13 protein-coding genes and 2 pseudogenes are annotated in these 19,538 nt (G+C 54.2%); 4 read left to right on the plus strand and 11 right to left on the minus strand.

The annotated features are described in order from the left end of the window. Positions 1–17 precede the first annotated feature (17 nt). Together tssB and FGI04_RS12195 are read right to left on the minus strand one after the other, a co-directional pair. Positions 18–521 (minus strand): type VI secretion system contractile sheath small subunit, encoded by a 504-nt coding sequence (tssB, locus tag FGI04_RS12190; RefSeq protein WP_012770486.1) that lies wholly within the window; start codon positions 519–521, stop codon positions 18–20. 1,173 nt (positions 522–1,694) lie between these two features. Next, positions 1,695–2,852: a M20 aminoacylase family protein gene (locus FGI04_RS12195; protein ID WP_016943508.1), complete on the minus strand. Its 1,158-nt coding sequence runs from the start codon at positions 2,850–2,852 to the stop codon at positions 1,695–1,697. A gap of 327 nt (positions 2,853–3,179) precedes the next feature. Here FGI04_RS12195 and FGI04_RS12200 point away from each other — a divergent pair, with 327 nt between their 5' ends. Further along, a complete protein-coding gene (locus FGI04_RS12200; protein WP_407336804.1) occupies positions 3,180–3,707 on the plus strand; it encodes a DUF6882 domain-containing protein in 528 nt (175 codons plus the stop codon). 301 nt (positions 3,708–4,008) lie between these two features. On the opposite strand, the gene FGI04_RS12205 is transcribed toward FGI04_RS12200, so the two are convergent. The 5 genes and pseudogenes from FGI04_RS12205 to FGI04_RS12225 all read right to left on the minus strand — a co-directional run. Further along, positions 4,009–4,662: an Imm43 family immunity protein gene (locus FGI04_RS12205; protein WP_407336805.1), complete on the minus strand. Its 654-nt coding sequence runs from the start codon at positions 4,660–4,662 to the stop codon at positions 4,009–4,011. 439 nt (positions 4,663–5,101) lie between these two features. Further along, the gene (locus FGI04_RS12210) at positions 5,102–5,689 is read right to left on the minus strand and encodes a hypothetical protein (RefSeq protein ID WP_407336806.1); all 588 of its coding nucleotides are present in this window, start codon (positions 5,687–5,689) and stop codon (positions 5,102–5,104) included. Next, positions 5,661–7,997 (minus strand): annotated as a pseudogene (locus FGI04_RS12215) (RHS repeat-associated core domain-containing protein); the annotation flags it as partial. The pseudogene FGI04_RS12215 and the gene FGI04_RS12210, both read right to left, overlap by 29 nt. 184 nt (positions 7,998–8,181) lie before the next feature. After that, the gene (locus tag FGI04_RS12220; RefSeq protein ID WP_016943978.1) at positions 8,182–8,679 is read right to left on the minus strand and encodes a hypothetical protein; all 498 of its coding nucleotides are present in this window, start codon (positions 8,677–8,679) and stop codon (positions 8,182–8,184) included. 401 nt (positions 8,680–9,080) lie between these two features. After that, positions 9,081–10,553: pseudogene (locus tag FGI04_RS12225) on the minus strand (RHS repeat-associated core domain-containing protein); the annotation flags it as partial. 290 nt (positions 10,554–10,843) lie between these two features. Between FGI04_RS12225 and FGI04_RS12230 the strand changes: the two are divergent. From FGI04_RS12230 to FGI04_RS12240, 3 genes are all read left to right on the plus strand, one after another. Next, positions 10,844–11,176: a helix-turn-helix domain-containing protein gene (locus tag FGI04_RS12230; protein WP_026358148.1), complete on the plus strand. Its 333-nt coding sequence runs from the start codon at positions 10,844–10,846 to the stop codon at positions 11,174–11,176. 79 nt (positions 11,177–11,255) lie between these two features. Beyond that, positions 11,256–11,585, plus strand: a complete 330-nt coding sequence (locus tag FGI04_RS12235; RefSeq protein WP_342700676.1) for a SymE family type I addiction module toxin — start codon at positions 11,256–11,258, stop codon at positions 11,583–11,585. After that, positions 11,582–11,932, plus strand: a complete 351-nt coding sequence (locus FGI04_RS12240; protein ID WP_407321110.1) for a SymE family type I addiction module toxin — start codon at positions 11,582–11,584, stop codon at positions 11,930–11,932. Before FGI04_RS12235 ends, FGI04_RS12240 begins: the two co-directional genes overlap by 4 nt. A gap of 59 nt (positions 11,933–11,991) precedes the next feature. Here the strand turns inward: FGI04_RS12240 and FGI04_RS12245 are convergent, their stop codons facing one another. From FGI04_RS12245 to FGI04_RS12260, 4 genes are read right to left on the minus strand one after another with little or no spacing between them, the layout of a single operon-like run. Next, positions 11,992–12,528 (minus strand): SMI1/KNR4 family protein, encoded by a 537-nt coding sequence (locus FGI04_RS12245; protein ID WP_407321109.1) that lies wholly within the window; start codon positions 12,526–12,528, stop codon positions 11,992–11,994. Positions 12,529–12,538: 10 nt separating this feature from the next. Beyond that, a complete protein-coding gene (locus tag FGI04_RS12250) occupies positions 12,539–17,554 on the minus strand; it encodes an RHS repeat-associated core domain-containing protein (RefSeq protein ID WP_407336807.1) in 5,016 nt (1,671 codons plus the stop codon). A gap of 17 nt (positions 17,555–17,571) precedes the next feature. Continuing rightward, positions 17,572–18,489 (minus strand): DUF4123 domain-containing protein, encoded by a 918-nt coding sequence (locus tag FGI04_RS12255; RefSeq protein WP_407336808.1) that lies wholly within the window; start codon positions 18,487–18,489, stop codon positions 17,572–17,574. Continuing rightward, positions 18,486–19,454 (minus strand): DUF4123 domain-containing protein, encoded by a 969-nt coding sequence (locus FGI04_RS12260; protein ID WP_407336809.1) that lies wholly within the window; start codon positions 19,452–19,454, stop codon positions 18,486–18,488. The genes FGI04_RS12255 and FGI04_RS12260 overlap by 4 nt, the downstream gene beginning before the upstream one ends. Between the last annotated feature and the right edge of the window lie 84 nt (positions 19,455–19,538).

Consider the following 19,538-nt stretch of genomic DNA (forward strand, 5'->3'; position numbering starts at 1 on the left):
TCGTCAGTGACAATCAATTATTCGGCGGGTTTCACCAGATCCAGCTCTTTGAGCAGCTGCTCTCTGGCTTCTTCGCTGGACAACAGGTCCTGCAGGCGATTACGGAAAGCGGGAATATTACCCAGCGGCCCTTTCAAGGCGACCAGTGCTTCTCGCAATTCCAGTAATTTGCGCAGTTCCGGCACTTGCTGTGCGATGCGATCGGGAGAGAAATCATTCAGCGAAGCAATGCTGAGTTTGACGGGAAGGTCATCCTGGCTGTCTTCTTCCAGACGGTTAGGTACGCTGAAATTCAGCTCCAGGTTGGCCTCTTTCATGACCGAAGTGAAATTATTCTTATCAATAGACACCGTCTGACGTTCTTCAATCGGCGTCTCTTCTGTGCGTCCTTTCATATTTCCCACCACCATCAGCGTAAGCGGGAGTTCAATTTCCGCCTGCTGACCACCAGTGGCCGGGACATATTTGATATTAATACGTTCCTTTGGTGCGACAGATGCACCGTCAGTTCCTTTTGCCATATGTCAATACCAACGTGAGGGCACCCTGGCCCGATAAAATAAGGTCGAATCCTACTGAAAACCCGCCAGAATCCATGACAGACCGGGCTGTTCAGCGAACAAATACGCTATTTGTTTTTCGACCGACGATATGCACGAAATAGAACCCGCCGCCTCGGCGCATTCACTCACCGCATTCTTAAACCGTATGGAATCACTAAGCCAAATAAAAACGACAGAACTGTATTCAAAATGTGTAGATATATTTCTGCTTCGTTAGCCAATCATACACATAACGCCAACTCGTGGTCAACGCCAATATATTTTTAATATTCTAAAGCTCCAAAATAAACATAAAACCATAAAAAACAATAAGTTAATAAAAAATATTAGTACCAAAACTCGAAATAAACCCACCAGATCACAGGCATAATTTCAGATTACAATTTTCTAAAAAGCGGGTATTTTTGGCCTCTCTAATTCCGTTAGATTTAAAAACAATTACCATGCTAATTAATTTTAGGAATAAGCCCGCTTTTTATGCGTGATATTATCGATTCAAAAAAACCGATTATTTTCATGCCATAACATCACATCAGATAACATTTCATCACTACTTATGCCATAAAAAACAAATAAAAACCTGTGGTGTTTTTCAATTTAAAAACGTGCCAAACAGGCTCACCACCGCACAGGACACCTCATCAGTAAAAAATCGGGTGACATTACATAAACCGACAACACTCATAGGGGAAAAATGGCTGTTTTATTTTCCGTTATTGCAATTTAAGACAAGAATAAAATAAATAATCACTTTATGGAAAAATAGTTTCCATTACCTACCTTAAATCACTCGCATGACGTCATAATCTGTAGCATTGCTTAATAACGCGGTCTGTTGTCCACGTGGGGCCGTTTCCACAAGCCCCCTGAGTCGGCCTATCGTCTAGCCCAGCAACTCACAAAAAAAACGGCCCATTCCAACAAGGGCCGTTAGCAGTGACGGGTATCGCCAGGGATTTCACTGCCGTCAGGCAGAAAGACACGTAGAGCCTATCCCGGTAGGCGTTATTGGCGCAGCCAGTTTGGACACGGACAGCGCGGAAAAACTGGAGCGTACACGTAGTACGTGAGGATTTTGAGCACTGCCCAAGGCCAAAATGGCAAGTGAAATAGCCCTAATGGGATAGACTCTTAGCTAATCGCCAAGCGTTTTTCCACCAATGCTACCCACAAGGCAACGCCATGTGGAATGAGCGCATCATTGAAATCATAGCAGGCATTATGCAACGGGTGAGACGGCGTATCCCCATCAGCACCTAACCAGAAATAGGCACCGGGACACTGTTCGAGCATGCAGGCAAAATCTTCGGACGCCATTGACGGCGCAATATCCCAGTGCACCTGGTTTACGCCACATGTTATTTCGGCCACCTCCCGCACGGTTTGCGCGACCTGTGCGTTATTGTGGGTAACCGGATAGCCGGGATAATAAGTTATGGCACCAGTGACGCCGAATGTCTCTGGAATTTGCGCCACGAATTGGGCAATGAATGCCTTGACCTGATCACGCACTGAGGCTTGCAAGCAGCGCAACGTACCTCGCAGCACGACCTTTTCCGGGATCACATTGATAGCTTCGCCCCCGGCAATCTGCGTGATGCTGATAACCGCAGACGACTGGGGCGACAGACGGCGGGAGGGAATGGTTTGTAACGACAGTACCAGTTGAGAAGCCGCCATAATCGGGTCTGCGCCGTTTTCCGGCATCGCCGCGTGACAGCTTTTTCCCGTCAGGATAATTTCAAACGAATCCAGAGAGGCCATCATCGCCCCACTACTCAGCCCGACATGCCCGACAGGTAGCCCCGGCCAATTATGCAATGCATAAATGTCGTCCATTGGGAAACGCGTAAACAGCCCTTCTTCTACCATACGACGCGCGCCCCCCAGGTTTTCTTCCGCTGGCTGGAATATGACGTGTACCGTACCGCGAAAACGACGCGTCTCACCGAGGTGGCAGGCGGCCGCTAGCAGCATAGCCGTATGACCGTCATGGCCGCAGGCATGCATCACACCGGGATGTCGGGATTGATAGGGGGTGTTGCCCAGCTCGGTGACCGGCAACGCATCCATATCGGCCCGCAACCCAATGACCGGCCCCGGCCCATTCTCCAGCGTGCCTACCACCCCCGTTCCCGCCAGTCCGGTATGAACCTGAAAACCAAACTGGGTCAGTAATTCAGCCACCATCTGGGATGTCTGGTGTTCCTGATACCCCAATTCCGGGCTGGCATGCAGAGTGCGGCGCCATTCAATGGCCCGTGTAATTAGCGCTGGAGCAATGCTCATACGTCTCTCCTTATTCATCCACACCTCAGTCACCTGCTTTGGTGTTTATTTTCCCATCCAGAGCGGCGCTCAGGGAATAATCTACTCTACCCCAGCCCTCCCTACCGGCAAAGATTATCTACCGCGCAATAATGATGTTTTGGGTATAAGGCACGGGCATATTCGCTGTAAGGGAAATATCATGCTGTGTGAAGATGACTGGAGAAGAAGAGCGAAAAATCGGATAGTAAAAATCGATAGGTAAAAATCGATAGTAAAAATCGGATAATGCCAGCGCCAATAGAGCAAATGCCAATTCGCGCCAAATGAAAAACCAGGAGAGTATCAATGATCAATTTCTTAAAGACGCTTTTTGGCGGCAAAGAAACCGGTGCCACTCGCGACACCGTAGCGCTTGCAGACCCCCACCTGACGATTGCACGCGCAAATCACGAGATGCAATTGCGTACACAAGCCGCCGTGGAGATGTGGGGTCTTGATGTGGCCTCATGGGCAGTCGATCTTGATGCCGGGATAATCACCTTCACGAATAACGAAAAGAAGATGGTGATAACAGCCCCCGTGCAAGTCATCGGCACTTATAACACGGAAGATGGCACCTGGTTATGGGGATGGGAGCATCCATCAGTCAGCGACTCACTGGGAGAGTTTGCCCGGGGCGTACGCCGCTTTGGTGAGCAATACGGGAAGGGCGAACTCACCACACGTAAAATCACGGCCTCGATGGATGAAGCCAGGGAATTTACTGCCCTTGCCTGTTACCTCAATAAGGGCCAGGGGGGTTACCGTGGTTCGTCAGGTTCAACCGACGTATTTATGGTCTATGGTTCTGTAACCATAAACAGAAAGGATTAAGTGCATCCATGACACTTTTGCGGATATTGAGTGGGCAATGTGTCACTCCGCCAGCCAGGCTGACTATCGGGAAAAAGCCGCCAATAACGCGCAGACTGGGCTGGTAACAACGGCGAACAGATGCTGGCAGGCGACTGGTTCACCCAGAGCAGGTCACTCACCCTGCCGTTCAGCATTGAAGCGCTGCCCGGTAAGATCATGATTCGGGCTGAACCGGGGGCGATGCTGGCGTAATAGCACACCCACTGAATAAAAAAGCCGGAAGGATCCTGAGATCGCTTTCGGCTTTTTTATATCTACCTCAAGGTAATTTTTTCCTGACTCTTTTCTTATTGCCTTCTAGATCATATTTATAGTCAATGCAGTAATTATCCAGTGCTTTATCTACTGGAATAACTTTAATACCTTTTATTTTCGAGGCTAGAGCTGCGACTGATTCAGAAACAAATAAAAAACCAGCCAACAATGTATTATTAATTGAAAAAATATCATAACCAAATGCGTTATCATGGAAGATTAAATCATAAGTAACTAAACTTCCTATTCTATCCTCCTCTATTTTTGATTTTGAAAAATCTATAAATTGCTCCTCACCAGAAAAATAAACATATCTAAAGTCACTTCTTAAAACACTACCATCTTTTATCGATGTGGCTATTAGCTTTCTAGAATAAAAATTACTCATCTTAGCATTACTTATCACATCAAATAATTCATCAGATACAATCTGAGCGACCCCGTGATGATAAAATGAAAATTTCAGAGCGCCTATATTACTTCGACATAATAGAAATAAATCATCAGGACAGTTAATATCCTTAATGTAGTATGGGAATGAATGTTTTGAACCTTCATATTCCCATTTCTCATTAACCTGTTTTTTAGTGTCAATCAACGCATGAAGATATCTAGGAATTAAAGAAGAACTATAGTCATTCATTAAAATATAGTACATCAGTTCATTCTCCCACATTTATTTTTAGTAACATCGCCATGCCATATCTTGTTTTTCATGTCTATCTGGGCTTTTCTAATAGCATCACGAGCGCCCTTCTCATCTAAGAGTTTATTTTCATATAGAGCTTGAATGCTTGAAAGCCTCTGACGAACATCCTCTGAGTAATTATTGTGATTGCTGCTATGAAATATACTCATTCTTTTCCTAAGTCAGCATCCATTGCAGCTTTAGACCCTGGAGTATGTATTCCATTGGAAGCAAAGTTCATTTTATCACCCATGCCTATTCAGCATCGAAGCGCTGCCCGGTCGGATCATGATCCGGACTGAGTCGGTGCTATGCTGGCGTAATCACACTGGCAACTAAATAAAAAACCGGAAGGATGGCTGGATCACTTCCGGCTATAAAACACCACTGATATAGTGCTTAATAAAAATCACATAAGGATGTTAAAATTATCATTTCCAATAAGAGAATTCAAAAATGACTTACAAACAGCATCATCCTCACCAAGGGATATAATACCAAACCCTATATCACCATGAGGATAGATTGCCAACTTCAACTCCAAATTAATCATAAAAAAAACCTGACCTAGTACACCCCCATGCCCCATGACCAACCTACAAATATCCATAAAATCATCATTATCAAAATGCAGACTTAATGAAGATGCAGGCAAAGGAACCTCACCATACAAATAACTTTCGAAATCATCACTCAGGGGTTTCAAATAATTATTAACTTTGGCGTAGTCATATATACCCCCATACTCTTTCAATATATCACCATCAGTCTCTCTTTCATCATCAAAAGACAAAGCTGACAGAGCAAAAAAGCTATCCCAATGAGGAGAAAAAAAATTACGTACTATTTCTACAGAGTCATCAATCAATGAAATTGCAAATGACGATTTTTTTTCAAAACAACCAACCCATTTATTTGATGAACTAAAAGAACTAAAATTAATATCAACCAAGTTAAAATTAAAACTATTACTTGTCAATTTTAATGATTTTTCCATCACTCATCCCCACCGTAATCTTTTTACTTGAAGTAGGTGCATTTTTCCCTATTCCAACCTTCCACTCCCCAAGTTTATCACTGTGAGTGGTATTACTCTTACTCCATATTTCTCCTGTATTTTGATTTTTATAATCACCACCTCTTATTTTTGTAAAATCTTCAGGATGTGACGATGGAGTACGAACAATATCCCCTACTTCAGCCGAGTTAACTTTTTTCTTAGGGTTATCTAAGTGGCTATTTCCCGGACACCCAACCAACCCCAGTGGATCCACCCACTCCATCGGGTTATGAACATACCCCTGCGGCCTCAGCCCTCCCGCCAGCCCTATCGGGTCCGCCGAGATATACTGCCCCAGCGACGGGTCGTAGTACCGATGCCGGTTATAATACAGCCCCGTTTCCGCGTCGTACACCTGCCCCTGATAGCGCAGCTCGCAGTACACCTCCTCGTTCGCCGCATCGCCCAGCCAGCGCCGTAACGGAATGGGGATTTTCTCTTCCCGGTGCGTGCCCCACAGCCCCTGCTCGCCCCGCCAGTGCACCTCGCCCGTCTCGCTGCACAGCTCGCGCGCCGTTCCCGTCAGGTCCGTCACGATATAGTGCAGTTGCGTGCGCTCGTCCTTCTCCTCTACCTGCGCCAGCGGCCGGAAACTCCCCGGCTCGTACACCCACTGCACCGCTCGTGCCACGCTTCCGTCCGCACGGTACTGCGTCTGGCCCGACAGCTGGTCGCCGTCCCACCGGTACGCCACCCGCGCTACCGCCTGCGCCGACGGCTCCTGGCCCTCGCGCACCTTGCTGATTCGACGGCCGAACGCGTCGTAACGGTACCGCCACCGCGCCCCGTCCGGCAGCCTCACCCGCACCAGCCGGTCCTGCGCGTCCCACTCGAACTGCGTTTCCCGTGGCCGAAAACCGGCGCGGCTTTCCCGTTTGTTCACCAGCCGACCGCAGGCGTCGTACTGATACCGGCTGTCGCCACGTATCACCACCCGCCCTGCCGCATCATAACCCGCAGAAGCCTGCACCACCGCATTGGCCGTCGACAGCCTGCCTGCCCCGTCCGGCACTATCGCCGACACCTCGCACAGGTTCTGCTCGCTGTCGTAACCAAACAGCCGCGCCTGCTGCTGGCGACCCTGCTCGCGCCGCTCCGCCACCACCTGGCCCGTGCCATTCAGCCGCAGCGCCTGCTCGCCCCAGTGGCTGTCGCTGATGCCCGTCAGACGGTCCAGCACGTCGTACTGGTAACGCCGCTCCAGCACCCCGCTCACACCGTCCAGCGCCTGACGCGACAGCAGCCCGGTGGCGCTCCACTCATGCCGCAGCGCGAAGCCCGCCCCGTTGCTGCGCTGCCGCTCCTCCCCCGACGCCGTGTGGCTGAACGTCAGCGGCTGGTGCGAACCGATGCCCAGCGTCGTCAGACGGCCACCCTGCCACCCCAGGCTCAGCGACGCCAGCAGCCCCGACACCGCACTGCGCTGCCCCGCCGCGTCATACCCCGACGCCACCGCCTCGCCGTTGACCGTCTCGCTCACCACCTGTCCGGCGCGGTTGTATGCATACTCCACCACCGCGTCCGGGCTCGCCGCCTTCAGCAGCCGCCCCGACAGGTCATAGGCAAAGGTTGTCGTGCCCTCGCTGGCCCCGTCAGCCCGCACCGCCGCAATCGCGCTCAGCCGACCGCCCGCGTCATAACCGTACACCAGTCGGCTGCCGTCCGGGGCCTGTCGGCTCGCCAGTTGCCCCGCCACGTCATAGTCATAGCGGTACACCCGGCCGTCGTAATGCCTCTCCTCGCTGAGCCGGCCCGCCGTGTCAAACCGGTACTGCCACGTCTGACCCTGGCTGTTGGTCACCCCGGCGAATTCTGACTCCGCATTATAATGATAGCGGACACTCGCCCCCAGCGGGTCGGTCGCCTCCAGCAGGTTGTCGAACGCGCCGTAGCGGAACTGGTAACGCTGGCCCAGCGCATCCGTCACTGACGTCAGGTTCCCTTCCCCGTCGTAACCAAACCGGGTTTCGCTGCCGTCTTCGTAAATCACCTTCTCCGGCGTCTCACGACCGCCTTCGTACACCCACCGCCGCACCTGCACGCCCTGCTCATGCGCAATGTGCCGCTCCGTCAGCCGGTCATGGCCGTCGTAGAAGAAGGTCACCGGCGAGGTGCCTTCCGCTTCCAGACGCTCCAGCAGCCCGCGACGGTTGTAGTGATAACGCTGCACCCGGCCGTCCGGCCCGGTCACGCCGGATAACAGCCCCTGCGGCGAATAGCTGTGCTGCCACGTCCACCCAGCGGGTCAATCTCCGCTACCCCCGCCGTTCAGCATTGAAGCCCTGCACGGTCGGATCATCCTTCGGGCTGAACCGGGGATAATGCTGGCGTAATAGTGCTGACAGCTAAATAAAAAACCGGAAGGATCGTAAGATCATTCCGGTTTTTTATTATTGAAATAGAGTTACTAAAACTTGATGAAAGATATTTCAAGAAACCATGTCATTAAAATAAAATGAAACATCATCATCGACCGACACAACCCCACTGATAATATCAGGATATAAATGATTAGAAAAAGCAATCATAAAACCAGAGGCTTTCCTGGCAGCATCATATCGATTAGAAAACGCCACTCTCCTTTCAAAGATTGATTTTTTCTTATCCTTTGAACCAAAATAAACATTTAACTCGACATCATAAAAACAATATGATGGCAGATCATCAGCTTCACTTGAAAACAACCTACAGCCTATAGATAAAACTGCCAAAAAAAGCCGATTCCCCGACAGCGGCATTTCACTCCTTGCAATAAACACGTCTTCGCCAAAAAACAGATCTTCTAACTCACCTTTTTTTTCACCTTCAACGAAGTCTATTACTGAGGGGTCAATGTCATACATATTATTTTTCAGAGAAAACCAACCGGATGGAAAAAAAAACAAATCCAATGGTTTATAATCTTTGAATGAATTAAATTCTTTCATACTCATTATTTCCCAAGATAATCAAAGTATTTTTCAGGTGATATAGGATGCCCATGAAACTCATTAGTGCTTTTCGTCACTTCCACTCGCATGTACTGTGTTGGCTTCCCACCATTATACCCAACTGTTTTTCCTGCATCATAAATATAATAATCAGAGCCACCACTCTGAGGCACATACTTACCATTTTTTAATGCTTCTTTTTCTATTTTATTTCTAAATGCGGTTGCATCTTTGGATGTTGTTGTACCTTGAACACTCTCATCCCAATATTGCGAAGGACCTTTATTGCTTGATAATTTTATTGCATCTTCCTTTGTTTTGGCTTTTGTATGTTTCTCATATTCCGCCGACTTGGAGTGATGTCGTCTTTTTCTGTCTGCTTTAGGATCATCAGAATCAGGACACCCACTCAAACCCAGCGGGTCAATCCACTCTAATGGATTGTGAACATAACCTTGAGGTCGGATACCTCCCGCTAAACCTATCGGGTCCGCCGAGATATACTGCCCCAGCGTCGGGTCGTAGTACCGATGCCGGTTATAATACAGCCCCGTTTCCGCGTCGTACACCTGCCCCTGATACCGCAGCTCGCAGTACACTTCCTCGTTCGCCGCATCGCCCAGCCAGCGCCGTAACGGAATGGGGATTTTCTCTTCCCGGTGCGTGCCCCACAGCCCCTGCTCGCCCCGCCAGTGCACCTCGCCCGTCTCGCTGCACAGCTCCCGCGCCGTTCCCGTCAGGTCCGTCACGATATAGTGCAGTTGCGTGCGCTCGTCCTTCTCCTCCACCTGCGCCAGCGGCCGGAAACTCCCCGGCTCGTATACCCACTGCACCGCCCGCGCCACACTCCCGTCCGCACGGTACTGCGTCTGGCCCGACAGCTGGTCGCCGTCCCACCGGTACGCCACCCGCGCTACCGCCTGCGCCGACGGCTCCTGGCCCTCGCGCACCTTGCTGATCCGGCGGCCGAACGCGTCGTAACGGTACCGCCACCGCGCCCCGTCCGGCAGCCTCACCCGCACCAGCCGGTCCTGCGCGTCCCACTCGAACTGCGTTTCCCGTGGCCGGAAACCGGCGCGGCTTTCCCGTTTGTTCACCAGCCGACCGCAGGCGTCGTACTGATACCGGCTGTCGCCACGTATCACCACCCGCCCTGCCGCATCATAACCCGCAGAAGCCTGCACCACCGCATTGGCCGTCGATAGCCTGCCTGCCCCGTCCGGCACTATCGCCGATACCTCGCACAGGTTCTGCTCGCTGTCGTAACCAAACAGCCGCGCCTGCTGCTGGCGACCCTGCTCGCGCCGCTCCGCCACCACCTGGCCCGTGCCGTTCAGCCGCAGCGCCTGCTCGCCCCAGTGGCTGTCGCTGATGCCCGTCAGACGGTCCAGCACGTCGTACTGGTAACGCCTCTCCAGCACCCCGCTCACGCCGTCCAGCGCCTGACGCGACAGCAGCCCCGCCGCACTCCACTCGTGCCGCAGCGCGAAGCCCGCCCCGTTGCTGCGCTGCCGCTCTTCCCCCGACGCCGTGTGGCGGCTGAACGTCAGCAGCTGGTGCGAACCGATGCCCAGCGTCGTCAGACGGCCACCCTGCCACCCCAGACTCAGCGACGCCAGCAGCCCCGACACCGCACTGCGCTGCCCCGCCGCGTCATACCCCGACGCCACCGCCTCGCCGTTGACCGTCTCGCTCACCACCTGTCCGGCACGGTTGTATGCATACTCCACCACCGCGTCCGGGCTCGCCGCCTTCAGCAGCCGCCCCGACAGGTCATAGGCAAAGGTCGTCGTGCCCTCGCTGGCCCCGTCGGCCCGCACCGCCGCAATCGCGCTCAGCCGACCGCCCGCGTCATACCCGTACTCAAGACGTAAAAATGCTGTCAATACCCTAAATAGGGATAATTAAAACATCTATTAAGAACACAAAGCAAATTATCACCACAGATAGTACTTACCACCAAAGGCCATTATTAGCGGATTCGATAACGGATTGATGCACCGAAAGCAGAAAAGCGGAATCTGTAAAATGTTTCCTATAAAACCCTTGTAAATGTTCTTTATAGATATTAGCATGCAACCCATTAAGAGCATACAAAACACCCTATCCAGAACAGGGAGAGATAATGCGAAAAACCGGTAATTATCAGAGGATGTTCTGGATGAGCTTTTCAACTCGCTTTCTGCAACTGCGCAAGCAGTATGGCCTGACCCAGCCGCAGATGGCTGACAAGGTAGGGATACATCTGACTCAGGTTCGCCGCTATGAGTCCGGCGAAGCGCAGCCCTCTTTAGATATTCTTAAACGCACAGCCATTACCTTCAACGTATCGACTGACTGGCTGATTTTTGAGGATGGTGAGCGCGAGCCGCAGGATGAGCTGAAACTGAAATTTGAAGCCATCAGGCAGATGGATGAGGACGAGTTGAAAACGGTCACATCCGTTCTCGATGCCATGATTTTAAAACATCAGGCAAAGCGCTTATTGCGCTGAGCCTTAACTGAACGCCGTGCAGGCGTGCTCGCAACACACCCGCACAGCTAACCACAGGCAACTAACAGGAGTAGTTACTATGGCTGACGCGCATTCTACGCCAGACACCACCGTTTTTAAAATCTCTCAACATGAGCGCTTTACCCGTGTCGGCTATCGACCGGTTAAAGGCAACCACGACACCCCCGCCATCACCCTGGCAGGGCACTGGCTGAAGGAAGCCGGGTTCTGCACCGGGCAGCCGCTGAAGCTGCGCGTGATGCCCGGCTGCATTGTCATCACCACGCAGGATATCCGCTCACTGTGGCAGGACCTGCACGCACTCAGTGTTGCCGCGTTCGATGAACAGGCGGTGGCACAGTGGCTGAGCGGGTTTCCCGGCGGGCTGGATGTTGGGGGTTTACAATGAGCATCGATATGGATATTGCCTGGCAGCAGGGTGGCCTGCCGGAACTGACCCTGAGCGGCACCGCGCTGGCACAGGCCGGGTTTACCGCCGGGGCATTGTTTCGTATCAGCCTCTATCGCAACGGATTGATGCTGACCCGGCTGGACAACGACACCGATATCGCCGCGCTGGTGGCCGAACTGGATGGCAACGAGACAGAAGGCGCGGACTGGGTCAGTGACAACGGTGAACTGACGCTGGCAGGCGACTGGCTCACCCAAAGTGGCTTACTCACCCCACCGTTCAGCATTGAAGCGCTGCCCGGCCGGATCATTATTCGGGCTGAACCGGGCGTGATGCTGGCGTAATCACGCTGGCAGCTAAATAAAAAAACCGGAAGGATCTTGAGATCGCTTCCGGTTATTATCTATAGGCTAGGCCAAAAAAATTTATTTTCACTTCCTACTAATTTTTCCACATCGATAGGATTAGGCTTATTTAAAAACATAGTACCCACACCTCTACAAAAAAGACAAAAATCAGATGATATATGTTTCATCTTATTTAAATCAGTCTCACTTGTAATCGCATAAACCTTTCCACTATTCAGATCTAACAAAATAGAATAAGGATCATTATAGGTTACAAGAAGTAAATTTTCAGGGCGAGCCCCCTTCCCCCACCACTGAGTGAAATCATTCTCACTATTTAACTCAAAAATCTTCCCCAGATAATCACCATCATCACCAAAAATAAAGCTACCAAGGGAGAAGTTACCTAAATCATACTTCAAAATGAAATTCTTAAATTTATCATGCAACTTAACATTTAGCTTCTTTTCTAAATCAATAACATCATCAATAGAAACCCCTCCAGCCTTCATGATCAAGTCATCCATTTCCCCACCAAACGGAGAAAACTTCTCATATAATTTAGATTCTATTTCTGATAAATCTAGTAGCATAAAAACCTCATTATTTCGTATGCCAAATACCACCACTTCCTACATGCGTTTTCCCTGGAACAGGTATCGCGTAACGCCCCTGATCAACATGGTGATGGATTAATGTATCACCTTTGTAATTAGCATGCTCAGGAAACATCTTAATCCAAGTATCGTCTATTTTAGGAGACAATCCTAACTCATTAACTCTATATGCGTTACTTTTACTCAATGAATCAGGTTGCAAATCACTCCACTGCTTCCAGAATTGTTTATTATCCCGAAGACCTCCGTTTGCAGTCTTAACCCCTGAATTAAATGTTGCCGTATCAATTGAATACGCAGGATCTGGCCGTCCTGGGAAGTTTGGGTCAATTCGAGTCTGATATGGGTTATCGCCTCTAGGGATCGGTTCTTTAGATTGCCCTTCTTTACCCGGACATCCAACCAACCCCAGCGGATCAATATAAGTGAGTGGATTATGCACATACCCCTGCGGCCTCAGCCCTCCCGCTAAACCTATCGGGTCCGCCGAGATATACTGCCCCAGCGTCGGGTCGTAGTACCGGTGACGGTTATAATACAGCCCCGTCTCGCTATCGTACACCTGCCCCTGATAGCGCAGCTCGCAGTACACTTCCTCGTTCGCTGCATCGCCCAGCCAGCGCCGTAACGGGATCGGGATTTTCTCTTCCCGGTGCGCGCCCCACAGCCCCTGCTCGCCCCGCCAGTGTACCTCGCCCGTCTCGCTGCACAGCTCCCGCGCCGTTCCCGTCAGGTCCGTCACGATGTAGTGCAGTTGCGTGCGCTCGCCCTTCTCCTCCACCTGCGCCAGCGGCCGGAAACTTCCCGGCTCGTACACCCACTGCACCGCTCGCGCCACACTCCCGTCCGCACGGTACTGCGTCTGGCCCGACAGCTGGTCGCCGTCCCACCGGTACGCCACCCGCGCTACCGCCTGCGCCGACGGCTCCTGGCCCTCGCGCACCTTGCTGATCCGGCGGCCGAACGCGTCGTAACGGTACCGCCACCGCGCCCCGTCCGGCAGCCTCACCCGCACCAGCCGGTCCTGCGCGTCCCACTCGAACTGCGTTTCCCGTGGCCGGAAACCGGCGCGGCTTTCCCGTTTGCTCACCAGCCGACCGCAGGCGTCGTACTGATACCGGCTGTCGCCACGCATCACCACCCGCCCTGCCACATCATAACCCGAAGAGGCCTGCACCACCGCATTGGCCGTCGACAGCCTGCCTGCCCCGTCCGGCACTATCGCCGATATCTCGCACAGGTTCTGCTCGCTGTCGTAACCAAACAGCCGCGCCTGCTGCTGCCGACCCTGCTCGCGCCGCTCCGCCACCACCTGGCCCGTACCGTTCAGCCGCAGCGCCTGCTCGCCCCAGTGGCTGTCGCTGATGCCCGTCAGACGGTCCAGCACGTCGTACTGGTAACGCCGCTCCAGCACCCCGCTCACGCCTTCCAGCGCCTGACGCGACAGCAGCCCCGCAGCACTCCACTCATGCCGCAGCGCGAAGCCCGCCCCGTTGCTGCGCTGCCGCTCCTCCCCCGACGCCGTGTGGCTGAACGTCAGCGGCTGGTGCGAACCGATGCCCAGCGTCGTCAGACGTCCACCCTGCCACCCCAGGCTCAGCGACGCCAGCAGCCCCGACACCGCACTGCGCTGCCCCGCCGCGTCATACCCCGACGCCACCGCCTCGCCGTTGACCGTCTCGCTCACCACCTGTCCGGCGCGGTTGTACGTATACTCCACCACCGCGTCCGGGCTCGCCGCCTTCAGCAGCCGTCCCGACAGGTCATAGGCAAAGGTCGTCGTGCCCTCGCTGGCCCCGTCGGCCCGCACCGCCGCAATCGCGCTCAGCCGACCACCCGCGTCATACCCGTACACCAGTCGGCTGCCGTCCGGGGCCTGTCGGCTCGCCAGTTGCCCCGCCACGTCGTAGTCATAACGGTACACCCGGCCGTCGTAATGCTGCTCCTCGCTGAGCCGACCCGCCGTGTCAAACCGGTACTGCCACGTCTGCCCCTGGCTGTTGGTCACCCCGGCGAATTCTGACTCCGCATTATAATGATAGCGGACACTCGCCCCCAGCGGGTCGGTCGCCTCCAGCAGGTTGTCGAACGCGCCGTAGCGGAACTGGTAACGCTGGCCCAGCGCATCCGTCACTGACGTCAGGTTCCCTTCACCGTCGTAACCAAACCGGGTTTCGCTGCCGTCTTCGTAAATCACCTTCTCCGGCGTCTTACGACCGCCTTCGTACACCCACCGCCGCACCTGCACGCCCTGTTCATGTGCAATGTGCCGCTCCGTCAGCCGGTCATGGCCGTCGTAGAAGAAGGTCACCGGCGAGGTGCCTTCCGCTTCCAGACGCTCCAGCAGCCCGCGACGGTTGTAGTGATAACGCTGCACCCGGCCGTCCGGCCCGGTCACGCCGGATAACAACCCCTGTGGCGAATAGCTGTGCTGCCACGTCCGCCCTTCCGGGTCGCTCGCTGTTTCCACCCGCCCTGCCGCATCGCGGGTATAACGCCAGGTGCTGCCCATCGGGTCGGTATAGGCCAGCAACTGGCCGTCATCATCGTAGTCATAGCGATGCGTGGCCCCGTCCGGCAGGGTCACCGCCGTCACCTGTCCCCAGTCGTTGCGCTGATATTCGGTGCGTCCACCCAGCGGGTCAATCTCCGCCACCAGCTGGTTATCCATCCACTCGAAACGGTATTCCCCGCCGTCCGGCTCCCGGCGCAGCAGAATGTTGTTGCGCGCATCGCGGACATAGGTGGTGACGCCACCAAACCCGCTGTGGTAATGGCTGGTGAAGGCGTCATCGTCGTAACGAAACTCGCCCGGCCAGAACCCGCCAGCCGTGCGGTCACGCCGCGAGCGCCCCTCGGCGTCGTACTCGTGCTCAACCCAAGTGTGCGCTAAATCTGACCAGCGCAGCAGCCAACCCTGCGGGGAGTAGTGATAGTCGAAATTGCGCCCTTCCCCCGCTCGCACGTTCAGCAAATAGCCTTGCGCATCATACTGATAACTGACCAGCGTTTTCAGCGGCTGGCGGTGCTCGTCGCACAGCGTCAGCCTGGTTATCCGCCGCCGTTGTGTTTCCACGTGGACCAGCCGCCCGTCCGGCAGGCTAACCCAGCACAGCTCGGAACGATCCCACAATAAGGTGATGCGATTGCCCGACCGGTCTTCGATCGCGGTCAGGCACAGGTGCAGCCCCAACGCGTGCTCAAAGCGGTAGCGCAGCCCGTCTACGTGCTGTAACACCAGTTGCCCTTGCTGGCGGCTCAGCCGCCATGACGGGTTGGACGCCGCCCGGTTCTGCTCCCCCTCTTCAGGCAGCACAAATACCGCCTGGTTGAATTCACCGTCGGTCAGGGTGGCGACACCGTTTTCCAGCGTCAGGCTCATGTCCCAGTTGCTGCGCCACAACGCCCCCAGCAGCCCCGGCTTGCGCTCGCCGCCAGAGCGGTAATAGCGCTTCATCACCAGCGACAGCAGGCCACCGAGTGTGAAATCGGTACGCCAGTCCACCACATAGCCGGTCGCCATATCCACCGGCTCGCCTTCACTCTGGCAGTGTTTGCTGTTGGCGCTGCACTCCTTGTCGTCCTCCCCGGCTTTTTTCTTCTGTGGGGTGTTATCCGGATGCTCGCCCTTGTTGCTCCCAGCGTTGATGTCTTCCATCCCTTCCGATGACTGACGCGTTTTTTTCTTACTGGCGGCTTCTTTCGGTTTCGCTGCCGGAGTCGCTTTATTCTCACCCTGTGCCGAGGGTTTAGCAGGCTGGCTTTCTGCGTGCGTGGGGTTTTTGGGTGCAGCGGTGGCTTTAGCGATGCTGCCTTTCGGCCGGGGGGTGCCGGTCACACGAGTGACTACCTTGCCGATAAATTCATCGAATTTGGCTTCGATGTATGCCAGCGCGTTGTCATATTTGGCGATCAGCTTTTCCAGCGCGGTGATCATGGCGCTGAAGCTGTCTTTCATCAGCGATACGATCCAGTTGTTCTTCAACTTTGACTCGGCCAGCACTTGTTTGAGCGCCGCATGAATTTTCAGCAACAGATCTTTGGCCTGCGCGCCGTAATGTCGCAGTTCAGAACGCAGTTTGGTCAGCCCTTTGACCAGATTACCGTCAGACAGGCTGCGGATGGTCTTGATGGCAAACTGCAGCTCTTTGGGGGTGGATTTTTTGAGCGCACGGATGATCGCCCGTCCGCTGACCTTCAACGCATCGCCCAGCCCAGGAATGACGCCGATCGCACAAAGCGCGCCTTCGGCAAGATGTAACGGGTCTTCCAGTTTTGCCGGTTCTTTATACGACTGCCAGCTCCACTCGCCAATTGCGTACACATCCATGGCCTGCCCGACCACGGGAATAAACCCCAGCGCGATTTCGCAAAACAGCATCAGCGCCGCATTATCATCCCCGCCTTTGTCCGCCACTTCTGCCGCCAGGCTGTGGTGGATTTTATTGACCGCCCGTTTAAGATCGCGGCTACCGCGATTAACCCGCTTATCCAGCTCCCAGAAGCGGTCATAGGATTTGCGGTACTCTTTGGGAATGGAGGTAAACAGCCCGGCCCCCTCCACATCCACATGGCGATCGCTGCTGTCGTCGGCGTCATAGCTCACCAGGCCTTGCTTACGCAGCAACAAAAACAGCGTGAAATACTCACCCGCCAGCGTGGCATACGCCGGGTTCGACTGTAATACCGGGTTGTTTTCCACGGTTTCGCGGGGGGTAAAGTCATCCGAGCCTTCATCCAGCATCAGCGTGAAACTAGCGCAACCCATGTCATAGATTTTGCACAGCCCGTTGGCATCGGTCTTACCGTGAATTTCGGTCTGATTGCTGTCAATCAACACAAATGGTGCGTTGGGCACCGGTTTTCCCGAGTCATAGTGGTAATGAATCAGCACTTCGCAGCCGCATTTGGCGCACCCACCCGAGATTTTGTTATCGGTGGAAAAATTCTGACTGGCGGCTTCTTCGCTCGACATCAGCGTTGCTTTTTTATTCTCGCTCATGAAAACGTCCTGTTAGATTATGCGTCGTCCAGTTGGTCAATTGCCGCCTGGTACAGGCGATCCATCCGGTTTTGCTCGCCGATATACTCCGGCTGCGACAAAATGGTTTGTGCCCACGGCTGCTGAATGAAGGCTGGCGTCAGTTCGGTGGCCAGCGCCAGATAACGCACGATATCGCGGTCGTTGTTGAACCCCTGAATACGGGCTTGTTCGGTTTGCTGGTGGGTAAAATCCAGCAAGCTGTCGTCGTCGCTGTCCTGCCAGCGCGCATGATGCTCTCGCAGGTGTGCCATGTACCCTTCCAGCGTATTACGCAGCGAGGGGGCCAGCAGCGCCTGCCACTGCGCCTCACTGAGCGGGCGCGGCAGGGTCTCCGGCAGATGGTGTGCGACGCGTTTCGTCAGGCTCAGAGTTTGCAGGCTGCCGTCTGGCGCTAGCGCGCAAAATGTGGCGATCGGCCCGTACAGCGCGGTAGCTTCCTCCGCCGTACTGGCGAACAACAACGGCTGAACCACCTGCCAGTCACTGACGCGCAGAATCGCGCTGTCGCCTTCCTGCGTAGCAACCAGGCTCCACTGGCGCAGGTGTTTCACCAGTTCCCGCAGTTGATCGAGCGGCGAGTAGGCCTGCATAAACCACGCCAGTTGCACGCCGATGCCCCATCCTTCCTGCGTTAGTACGTGCTCGCGCACCTGCGCCCAGTTGGTGGCGTGAACCGGAATGCAATAAGGCGAGACCGACGCGTGCACCCGCCCGGCCTCCCCCCAATACAATCGGGTCTGTTCCAGGCTTCCCCCCCATCGCTCCGCCAGCCAGGGCACGGCGTCGTTGAGTGCCGCCTCAGCAATCACAAAACATCCTCCGGCGTTGAGCCGCGCCAGCCAGTCGGCTTCGGTTTCCGGTTGCAGCGTCAAAAAAGAGTGAGACAGACTCACGGCATAACCTCCGTCGTATCCGGTAATTCGTCCCGCATCCAGCCGGGCCGGTGATAATGAAGGCGAACATCGTCCACCCTGGCCGAGTCGGATTTGAAAATCCGAATGCTGTCGCCCAGTGAATAACGCTCAAGCAGGTGTATAAAAATCGGATGGTGATAAAACTCGCTGCCAATCACCCAGCGGTGAGCCGACCAGGCTTCACATTCCGCTTCCGAGGCTTGTGGGTACCACGCTTGTGCCAGCGCAATACCGCTGAGAAAGCGGCGTTTTACCACCTCAACATCCAGCTCGGCCCAGTAGAGCGCACTGACATGCAGAAACAGTTCATTTGCCAGCCGGTGTAAGCGGTTGTCGTTGGATAACAGATAGAATTGGTAGCGATTCAGGGTGATCAGGTAATCATCGGGCAGTGATGTCGGCTTCAACGTCGTCTCATCCGGTTTCGTTAGCACCTGATAACGGCAAGGTACGTCCGGCTCATCCTCTTTCAGCGGTAGATAGAGGCGGGTCAGCAGCCCCATAAACGCCGCCTGTTCGTCGTGATTCAACGTTTGCCACCAGAGTTGAAGCACATCCGCCGCATAGCTGCGCAGCAGTGCCAGCGTGCCATCCGGATAACGGCACCGCAGGCGTTGTTGCCAGAAATCAACCACACGACTCAGGGGTTGATCGCTATGCATCAGCATTACCCCCTGATGGCGCGCCGGTTGTGTGTCCGCCAGCCAGTGCAACAGGGTTTCTCCCGGCTCGCCTTCTTCCACCAGCACCACCATCGGTGCCCAGTTCTGCCAGTCGTCACCGGCACCATCAAAACGCAAGGGATGCCATATCTGCGCCGCCCGTGGCTGAAAGGCACGCCAGAAATCCGGCAACGCCGAATAATGCATCGGGTCGACAATGGCATAGAGTGGCTGCGCGCAATGCTGACTGAGTTCAAACAGGGTATAGCCCGTTATTGGCATGATGTTCACTGGGATAATGAATATACCCTTCATACTTCAAGTTGCAGGTGTGTTGGCGGCGTTACTCGGCCCATTTCATGGGCC

Origin of the sequence: Dickeya ananatis (assembly GCF_019464615.1) — a bacterium.
GTDB lineage: Bacteria > Pseudomonadota > Gammaproteobacteria > Enterobacterales > Enterobacteriaceae > Dickeya > Dickeya oryzae.